Below are 8,976 nucleotides of genomic sequence, written 5' to 3'. Positions count from 1 at the left end.
CCTAGGAGCAGGCCGCTGGTCAGCACGATGGCGCGCAGGTGCCGGCCCGCGCCGCCGGACGCGGCGACGAGCGCGAGGTCGCGGCGCCGCCGCCGGACGTCCACCGCGAACGCCGGGCCGGCCAGCAGCACGACCTCCAGCACGATCATCGCGACGATCAGCGCGAGGACGGCCGTCTCGGCGGCGGACGCCGGGCCCGCCGACCGGTCCCGCGCGGTCGTTGTGGCCTGCAGGACGGAGAGGGCGACGACGACGCCGATCGGCAGGCCGATCATGCACAGCACGAGTGCGGTGCGGCCCTTGGCGCGCAGCGCGTCCTGCCGGGCGAGGCGCAGGGCGAATCCGTAGCGGTTCACGTCGTCTCCTGGAGCAGGGTCTCGGGGCCGGGGCGGCCGGGGGTCGCGTCGACGAGGCGGCCGTCGCGCAGGAACACGACCCGGTCGGCCCAGGCGGCGTGCCGCGACTCGTGCGTGACCATCAGGCAGGACGCGCCCGCGTCGCAGCGGCCCCGCAGCACCCGCATGACGTCCTCGCCGGTGTGGCTGTCGAGCGCGCCGGTCGGCTCGTCGGCGAGGACGAGCCGGCGGTCGCCGACGAGCGCGCGGGCGATCGCGACGCGCTGCTGCTGGCCGCCGGACATCTCGTCCGGGAACCGGTCGGCCAGCTCGCCGACGCCCACCTCGTCCAGTGCCTGCCGCGCCTCGCGGCGGGCCCGGCGGGAGCGGACGCCGTCCAGTTCACGGGGCAGCATGACGTTCTCGGCGGCGGTCAGGCTGGGGATGAGGTTCAGGTCCTGGAAGACGTAGCCGACGGCGCGGCGCCGCAGGGCCGAGCGGCCGGCGCGGCTCAGCGCGCCGAGGTCCGCGCCGGCCACGACGACCTGCCCGGACGTGGGCGTGTCGAGGCCGCCGGCGAGCGTCAGCAGGGTCGACTTGCCGGAGCCGGACGGGCCCATCACCGCGACGAACTCGCCCGCCGCGACGTCCAGGGTCACCCGGACGAGGGCGTGCACGAGGGCCGGGCCGCCGCCGTGGTCGCGGGAGACGTCCCGCAGGGACAGGACGGTCATCGCCGCGCCTCCTCGTCGGTCCGCGCGGGCGCCTCGGCGGGAGCGGACGGGGCGGCGGGCTCGGCGCGGGCGACGTAGGTCTCGCAGTGGTCGAGCCAGCGCACCTCGGCCTCCGCCTGGAAGATCATCGACTCCAGGACGAGCCGCCACGCGCGGTCGCCCTGGTCGGCGGGGACGGCGGGCGCGTCGGCCTTCAGCCGGGTGAGGTCCTGGAGCGTGCGCAGCGTGGCGGTGCGCTGCGCCTGGACGACCTGGACGACGTCCACGCCCGGTGCGGTGACGGCCATCGCCAGCTTGATCGCCAGTTCGTCGCGGGGCCGGTCGGCCCGGACGATCGGGGTGGCGAACCACCTCCGGACGTCCTCCTCGCCCGCCGGGGTGATCCGGTAGACGAAGCGGCCCTCGTCGTCGGCGCCGACGCGGGTGACGAGGTCGTCGCGTTCGAGCCGGGAGAGGGTGGAGTAGACCTGCCCGATGTTGAGCGGCCAGGTGGCGCCGGTGAAGGTCTCGAACTCGGCGCGCAGCTGGTAGCCGTAGCGGGGCCCCTGGGACAGCAGTGCCAGCAGGCCGTGACGGATCGACATGCCTACCAAGTATGCATACCGAGTATGCCCTGGACAATACCGAGTATGCATCCAGGAGGACACACCACCGGGTTTTCACTGTGCGCGACCGCACGGAGCCTTAACGTGACCGTTGTCCCCGGCCTATCCAGGAGAGACCCGTGACCTCGGACTGCACCATCAGCGTCCTGCACGACGTGCTGCGCGTGTACGACCACCGCTACCTGAGCCTCGACCGCGTCCAGCGGGAGCGGCTCGTGGAGGGCACCCGCCGCGTGATCGGCGAGGAGGGGCTGAGCGAGGCCGCCCGCGCCGCGATGCCCGCGTCCGTCCGGCTCCGGGCGTTCTGCATCCAGCACGGGCTGCGCGAGGAGCTGGAGCGGCTGATCCGCGACGAGGCGGAGGGCAGCCCGGCGGGCGCCGTCGTGGTCGGCGGCCGGATCTACGCGATGTACCCCTACCTGCGCGGAGTCCCCCGCCAGGACGCCGACATCACCACCGAGGTCGGCGTCGAGCACCGGCTGGACGCGGTCGGCTGGCAGGGCCGCAGGCTGCGCATCCGCGGCGTCGCCGCGCTCCAGCGCGTCGAGACGCACCACACCGCCGTGGACCTCATCCTGCGGGAGCGGACGTCCGGCAGGGAGCACGGCATCACCGCCGAACCCCGCCCGGACGCCGCCCGCGGTTTCGAGGCCGTCGCCGACCCCGCCGAGGTCGAGCCGGGACGCTGGGACGTGCACGTGGCGGCGACCTCGCTGGGCGTCACCCGCGAGGCCCGCTTCGGCTCCGTCCGCGCCGAGGGCGTGCGGACCGGCCCGCAGCGGCGCGCGGCCGGCCCGAAGGACGTCGCCGTCTACTTCACCAAGGGCGGGCACCTGGCGCTCTTCGTGACCGGCGCGCCCGGCGGCACCTCGCTGCGGGCCAGGCTGCTGCGCCGGTTCGGCCGGTGAAGCGCGAAGGCGCGGGGGCCGGCCCCCGCGCCTCCGAGAACGGGCTCAGTCGTTCAGCCAGCTCATCATCGGGCGCAGCTCGGCGCCCGTCTTCTCGATCGGGTGCGCGGCCAGCTCGTCCCGGTACTGCTGGAACTGCTTCTGGCCGCCCTCGAACTCGTCCACCAGCTCCTTGGCGTACTGCCCGGACTGGATCTCGCCGAGGATCTTCTTCATCGCGGCCTTGGTCTCCGGCGTGATCACGCGCGGGCCGCGGCTATAGCCGCCGTACTCGGCGTTGTCGGACACCGACCAGTACATCTTGTGGATGCCGCCCTCGTACATGAGGTCGACGATCAGCTTCATCTCGTGCAGGACCTCGAAGTAGGCGACCTCCGGCTGGTAGCCGGCCTCGGTCAGCACCTCGAACCCGGTCTTGATCAGCTCGGAGACGCCGCCGCACAGCACGGACTGCTCACCGAACAGGTCGGTCTCGGTCTCCTCGGTGAAGGTCGTCTTGATGCCGCCCGCGCGCAGACCCCCGATGGCCTTGGCGTAGGACAGCGCCAGCGGCCAGGCGTTGCCGGACGGGTCCTTCTCCACGGCCACGATCACCGGCACGCCGCGCCCGGCGACGAACTGGCGGCGGACGAGGTGCCCCGGGCCCTTCGGCGCGACCATGGCCACGTCCACGCCCTCCGGCGGCTGGACGAGGTCGTAGCGGATGCTGAAGCCGTGGCCGAAGAACAGCGCGTCGCCCTCGACGAGCGCCGGCTTGATGTCCTTCTCGAAGATCTCCCGGTGGTGGTGGTCCGGGGCCAGCATCATGATGAGGTCGGCCTCCTCGGCCGCCTCCGCCGGGGTCACGACGCGCAGGCCCTCGGCCTCCGCCAGCTCCCGGCTCGCCGACCCCTCGCGGAGCCCGACCCGCACGTCCACGCCGGAGTCGCGCAGGGAGAGCGCGTGCGCGTGCCCCTGGCTGCCGTAGCCGATGACCGCCACGTGCCGGCCCTGGATCACGGCCAGGTCGGCGGCGTCGTCGTAGAACATCTCAGCCACAGTGCTGTCGCCTTTCGTTGTCTTCACGTGTCACGCGTTGTCTTCGGATTTACGCGCTGCGCTCGATGGCCCGCAGCGAGCGGTCGGTGATGGAGCGGGCGCCGCGGCCGATGGCCACCATGCCCGACTGCACCAGTTCCTTGATGCCGAACGGCTCCAGGACCCTGATGAACGCGTCCAGCTTGTCACGGTTGCCGGTCGCCTCGATGGTCACCGCGTCCGGCGCGACGTCCACCACCTTGGCGCGGAACAGGTTGACGGTCTCCAGCACCTGCGAGCGCGTCTCCGCGTCGGCGCGCACCTTGACCAGGACGAGCTCGCGCTGGACGGACGCCGAGGAGTCCAGCTCGACGATCTTCAGGACGTTGATCAGCTTGTTCAGCTGCTTGGTGACCTGTTCGAGCGGCAGGCCGGCGACGTTCACCACGATCGTCATCCGGGAGATGTCCGGGTGCTCGGTGACGCCGACGGCGAGCGACTCGATGTTGAAGCCGCGCCGGGAGAACAGCGCCGCGACCCTGGCGAGGATGCCGGGCTTGTTCTCCACCAGCACCGAGAGGGTGTGCAGGCTCATCGGGGTCAGTCTCCGTTCTCCCACTCGGGCGCCATGTCCCGCGCGATCTGGATGTCGTCGTTGGTGGTGCCGGCCGCGACCATCGGCCAGACCATGGCGTCCTTGTGGACCACGAAGTCGATCACGACCGGGGCGTCGTCGATCTCCATGGCCTTGGCGATGACCTCGTCGACGTCCTCGGCCTTCTCGCAGCGCAGGCCGACGCAGCCGTAGGCCTCGGCGAGCTTGACGAAGTCGGGGATACGCTTGGCGGCGTGCAGGTTGGTGTTGGAGTAGCGCTCGTTGTAGAAGAGCGTCTGCCACTGCCGGACCATGCCGAGGTTGCCGTTGTTGATCACGGCGATCTTCACCGGGATGCCCTCGATCGCGCAGGTCGCGAGCTCCTGGTTGGTCATCTGGAAGCAGCCGTCGCCGTCGATCGCCCAGACCGTCGTGTCCGCCGCGCCGACCTTGGCGCCCATCGCGGCGGGGACGGCGTAGCCCATCGTCCCGGCGCCGCCGGAGTTCAGGAACGCGCCCGGCCGCTCGTACTTGATGAACTGCGCGGCCCACATCTGGTGCTGGCCGACGCCCGCGACGTAGTAGGCCTCGGGCCCGGCGATCTCCCCGATCCGCTCGATGACGTACTGCGGGGACAGCGAGCCGTCGTCCGGCGTGTCGTAGCCCAGCGGGTAGGTCTCGCGCCAGGCGTTGAGCTGCCGCCACCAGTCGGTGTAGTCGCCCTTGTGGCCCTGCTCGTGCTCGTTCTGCACGGCGACGATCAGGTCGGCGATGACCTCGCGAGCGTCCCCGACGATCGGGACGTCGGCGTGCCGGTTCTTGGAGATCTCCGCCGGGTCGATGTCGGCGTGCACGACCTTGGCGTTCGGCGCGAACCCGTCCAGCTTGCCGGTGACCCGGTCGTCGAACCGGGCGCCGAGGGTGACCAGCAGGTCGGCGCGCTGCAGCGCGCCGACCGCGCCGACGCCGCCGTGCATGCCGGGCATGCCCATGTGCAGCGGGTGGCTGTCGGGCAGCGCGCCCTTGGCCATCAGCGTGGTGACGACGGGCGCGCCGGTCAGCTCGGCGAGCACCTTCAGCTCGGCGGACGCGCCGGCCTTCAGCACGCCGCCGCCGACGTACAGCACCGGCCGCTCGGCGTTCACGATGAGCCGTGCCGCCTCGCGGACCTGCTTGGAGTGCGGCCGGGTCACGGGCCGGTAGCCCGGGAGCTGGAGCTGGACGGGCCACTCGAACTCGACGGTGGCCTGCAGGGCGTCCTTGGCGATGTCGACGAGGACCGGGCCGGGACGGCCGGTGGCGGCGATGTGGAACGCCTCGGCGATCGTCCGGCCGATGTCGGCGGCCTTGGTGACCAGGAAGTTGTGCTTGGTGATCGGCATCGTGATGCCGGCGATGTCGGCCTCCTGGAAGCCGTCCGTCCCGATGAGGGAGGACGCGACCTGGCCGGTGATCGCCACGATCGGCACCGAGTCCATGTAGGCGTCGGAGATCGCCGTGACGAGGTTGGTCGCGCCGGGCCCGCTGGTGGCCATGCACACGCCCACCTTGCCGGTCACCATCGCGTAGCCCTGGGCGGCGTGGCCGGCGCCCTGCTCGTGCCGGACGAGGATGTGGCGCAGCTTCTCGGAGTCGAACAGCGGGTCGTACGCCGGGAGGATCGCGCCACCCGGAATGCCGAACACGGTGTCGACGCCGACGTTCTCCAGGGCGCGCACCAGCGCCTGGGCTCCCGTCATCTGTTCGGTCGTCATGATTCTGCGGTTCCTTGGGGAGTGAGTCTTGGCTCGCCGGGCAACAAAAAACCCCCGCCGCCGTGAAGCGGTCGAGGGGAGGCGCGCAGGACGAGAAGCTTGGTCAGCCCGCGCGCCGACCAAGTACTACGAGGATGGTGAGAGTGCTCTGCACGGGCCTACTTTCGCCGATGTCCGGCCGCCGGTCAAATCCGTGGACACGATATCTCACTATCTGAGATATCGGTGCCTCATCCCGGGAGGGGCAGCGCCACGTCGCCGGGCCTGTTCCGGGCGGCGAGGTTCGTCCGCACCAGCGACTCGACCCGCCCCGCCGCCATCGGGCGCGCCACCAGGAAGCCCTGGCCGCGCGGGCACCCCATCTCCCGCAGCAGCTCCAGCTGCTCGGGCCGCTCGATGCCCTCCGCGACCACGGTCAGCCCGAAGTCGCTGCCGAGCCGCACGATCGTGCGGGTGAGCAGCGTCAGCGTCTCGTCCGAGCCGAGGCCCGCCACGAACGACGGGTCGATCTTGATGATGTCGACGGGGAGCTGACCGAGATAGGCCAGCGAGGCGTACCCGGTGCCGAAGTCGTCGATCGCCAGCCGGACGCCGAGGTCGCGCAGCTCCGACAGCCGCGCCACGTTCTGTCCGGCGTCCTCCACGAGGACCTCCTCGCGGACCTCCAGCGTCAGCGCGCTCGGCGCCAGCCCGGTCTCCTCCAGCACCGCCGCGACCGACTCCACGAACCGGGGCGCGGCGATCTGCCGGGCGGTGAAGTTCACCGACACGCCCACATCCCACGAGTCGCCGCGCCACCGGGCGACCTCCCGGCACGCCTCCCGCAGCACCCAGTTGCCGAGCGGGACCATCAGGCCGGACTCCTCCGCCGGGCCGATGAACTCCTCCGGCGGCACCGCCTCGTTCCCGCGCCACCAGCGCAGCAGCGCCTCCACCCCGGTCACCCGGGACGTGCCGAGGTCCACCACCGGCTGGAACTCGACCGCGAACTGCTCCTCGGCGAGCGCCGCCTGCAGGTCGCTGCCCAGCTCCAGCCGCCGGACGACGTCGGCGTGCATGTGCGGCGCGTACACCTCGACGCGGCCGCCACCGATCTCTTTCGCCCGCGCCATCGCGAGGTCGCCGTTGCGCAGCAGGTCGGCGGCGGTGCGGCGGAGCCTGCGGCCGCCGTCCGCGGCGGCGGCGGGCTCCTCGTCGTCCCCGGCGAACGCTATGCCGACGCTCGCGGTGAGCACGATGTGCTTGTCGCCCACCTGGTAAGGGTCGACCGAAAGGACGCGCAGGAGCCGTCCCGCGAGCTCGACTGTGGCGCGCGTCTCACCGTCGTCCGGCGGCAGCTGCACGAGGACGGCGAACTCGTCGCCGCCCCAGCGCGCCACCGTGTCGTCCGACAGGACGTTCGCGCGCAGCCGCCGCGCCGCCTGCGCGAGCACCTGGTCGCCGGCCGCGTGCCCCTCCGAGTCGTTCACCGCGGTGAACCCGTCCAGGTCGACGAACACGACCGCGACCTTGCCGCCGGACGGCTGCCGGGACAGCACCTCCCGCGTCCGCTCCTCGAAGTAGGCCCGGTTCGGCAGGCCCGTCAGCCCGTCGTGGAACGTCAGGTGCGCGACCTGCCGCTGCAGCGCGGCCCGCTCGCTGAGGTCCCGGGTGGTGACCAGCAGCCGGGCCGGTGTCCCGTCCGAGCCGCTGTACCGGGAGATCGTCGACTCGGTCGGCAGCCAGGTGCCGTCGGCCGCGCGCACCCGGCACGACACGCGCAGCACGTCGTCGGGGCCGCCGAGGCCGGCCTGCTCGTCCAGGAACTCGGTGAACACCGCCTGGACCTGCGGCACGTCCTCCGGGTGGACGAGCTCGTTCAGGGGCCGTCCGAGCAGCTCGTCGGACGTGTAGTGGTACATGCGCAGCGCGCCCGCGCTGGCGTACTGGACGGTCGCGTCCAGGTCGCAGATCAGCACCGCGTCGTTGATGCTCTCCGACAGCGCCCGGAAGTGCTCCTCGCCGGTCTCCACGGCCTGCCGCAGCGCGTCGTTCTCGCGCAGCAGCCCGGCGAGGCGCGCGATCAGCACCAGCGCGGCCGAGCCCGCGGCGATCGAGATGCCGGGCTCCAGGCCGTTGCGCCCGGTGAGCGAGTGGCCCGCGATGAACAGCGCCGCCGCGGCGGCGACCGCGGCCGGCGCGATGCCCGGGCCGATCATGCGGCCGCACTCCTCGCCCTCGACCTCGACGTCCGCGGGAATGTCGTCGACGGGCAGGTCCGGCTCGGCGGCCGGGCCCGTCCACGGCACCAGCAGCAGGAGGAGCAGCCCGGCGAGGCGCAGGATGTCGGACGGGTCGTCGGCCGGTCCGCCGCCGTCCAGCCGGACGAACGTGGACACGATGTCGGCGCCCGCGATCGCGGTCAGCGCGCCGTACCCCATCCAGGCGAGCCGGCGGTGCCCGCGCGCGGCGCCGAGGACGAACGGCAGCGCGCCGCACACGAACACGATGTCGATCAGCGGATACAGCAGTTCCAGGGAGAACTCGGTCGGCGACTCGCCCGACCGGTGGTAGAGGGTGCCGAACAGCGCGACCCAGCCGAGCACGAACAGCGCGCAGGCGCAGACATAGGTGTCCGCGGCATAGCGCAGCCACGTCCCCGCGTCGCGGGGCAGCCGGATCGGCACGACGAGGCCGGTGACCAGCGCGACCAGCGCGACCAGGTAGAACAGGTCGGGCACCGACAGGGACAGGGCGCTGCGGCCGGTGCCGTCCGACACCGCGCTGCCGACCGCGCCGACGAACCAGGACGCGGCGGCGATCCCGTACCAGCGCTGCGACGCGCGCCACAGCCCGCCCGGGACGCCCGGCCCCGCCGCCGGCGCCTACCGCGCCGGGGTCGCCGAACTGATAATCCCCTGACCGTGCGCGCTCGGCCTGGCCACCCCGACCGCCCTCATGGTCGGGACGGGACGCGGCGCGCAGCTCGGCATCCTGATCAAGGGCCCCGAGGTGCTGGAGTCGACCCGCGCGATCGACACGGTCGTCC

8 protein-coding genes and 1 pseudogene are annotated in these 8,976 nt (G+C 72.5%); 2 read left to right on the top strand and 7 right to left on the bottom strand.

Annotated elements, in window-relative coordinates; all coding sequences use genetic code 11:
- The 3 genes and pseudogenes from HUX53_RS17850 to HUX53_RS17840 all read right to left on the bottom strand — a co-directional run.
- Positions 1-356: pseudogene (locus HUX53_RS17850) on the bottom strand (hypothetical protein); the annotation flags it as partial.
- The gene (locus HUX53_RS17845) at positions 353-1,069 is read right to left on the bottom strand and encodes an ABC transporter ATP-binding protein (protein WP_176404337.1); all 717 of its coding nucleotides are present in this window, start codon (positions 1,067-1,069) and stop codon (positions 353-355) included. The gene HUX53_RS17845 and the pseudogene HUX53_RS17850, both read right to left, overlap by 4 nt.
- Entirely contained in the window at positions 1,066-1,653 is a 588-nt protein-coding gene (locus HUX53_RS17840) for a PadR family transcriptional regulator (protein WP_176404336.1), read from the bottom strand. The genes HUX53_RS17845 and HUX53_RS17840 overlap by 4 nt, the downstream gene beginning before the upstream one ends.
- A gap of 140 nt (positions 1,654-1,793) precedes the next feature.
- Between HUX53_RS17840 and HUX53_RS17835 the strand changes: the two genes are divergently transcribed.
- On the top strand, positions 1,794-2,582 hold the full coding sequence (locus tag HUX53_RS17835; protein WP_309237295.1) for a hypothetical protein: 789 nt from the start codon (positions 1,794-1,796) through the stop codon (positions 2,580-2,582).
- A 45-nt stretch (positions 2,583-2,627) separates the two neighbouring features.
- Here the strand turns inward: HUX53_RS17835 and ilvC are convergent, their stop codons facing one another.
- The 4 genes from ilvC to HUX53_RS17815 all read right to left on the bottom strand — a co-directional run bounded on the left by ilvC (position 2,628) and on the right by HUX53_RS17815 (position 8,707).
- Positions 2,628-3,611, bottom strand: a complete 984-nt coding sequence (gene ilvC / locus HUX53_RS17830) for a ketol-acid reductoisomerase (RefSeq protein WP_176404335.1) — start codon at positions 3,609-3,611, stop codon at positions 2,628-2,630.
- A gap of 58 nt (positions 3,612-3,669) precedes the next feature.
- The gene (ilvN, locus tag HUX53_RS17825; protein WP_176404334.1) at positions 3,670-4,194 is read right to left on the bottom strand and encodes an acetolactate synthase small subunit; all 525 of its coding nucleotides are present in this window, start codon (positions 4,192-4,194) and stop codon (positions 3,670-3,672) included.
- Between the two features lie 5 nt (positions 4,195-4,199).
- Complete coding sequence (locus HUX53_RS17820) at positions 4,200-6,071, bottom strand: acetolactate synthase large subunit (protein WP_255205368.1); 1,872 nt, start codon at positions 6,069-6,071, stop codon at positions 4,200-4,202.
- Positions 6,072-6,178: 107 nt separating this feature from the next.
- Entirely contained in the window at positions 6,179-8,707 is a 2,529-nt protein-coding gene (locus tag HUX53_RS17815) for an EAL domain-containing protein (protein WP_309237294.1), read from the bottom strand.
- On the opposite strand from HUX53_RS17815, the gene HUX53_RS41260 reads away from it, so the two are divergent.
- Complete coding sequence (locus tag HUX53_RS41260) at positions 8,694-8,849, top strand: hypothetical protein (protein ID WP_255205371.1); 156 nt, start codon at positions 8,694-8,696, stop codon at positions 8,847-8,849. The genes HUX53_RS17815 and HUX53_RS41260 overlap by 14 nt on opposite strands.
- Positions 8,850-8,976 lie beyond the last annotated feature (127 nt).

Source organism: Actinomadura sp. BRA 177 (genome assembly GCF_013372625.1).
In the GTDB taxonomy this organism is placed as follows: domain Bacteria; phylum Actinomycetota; class Actinomycetes; order Streptosporangiales; family Streptosporangiaceae; genus Spirillospora.
The sequence above is the reverse complement of the archived record's forward strand: the minus strand, read 5'-3'. Positions and strand labels throughout refer to the sequence as shown.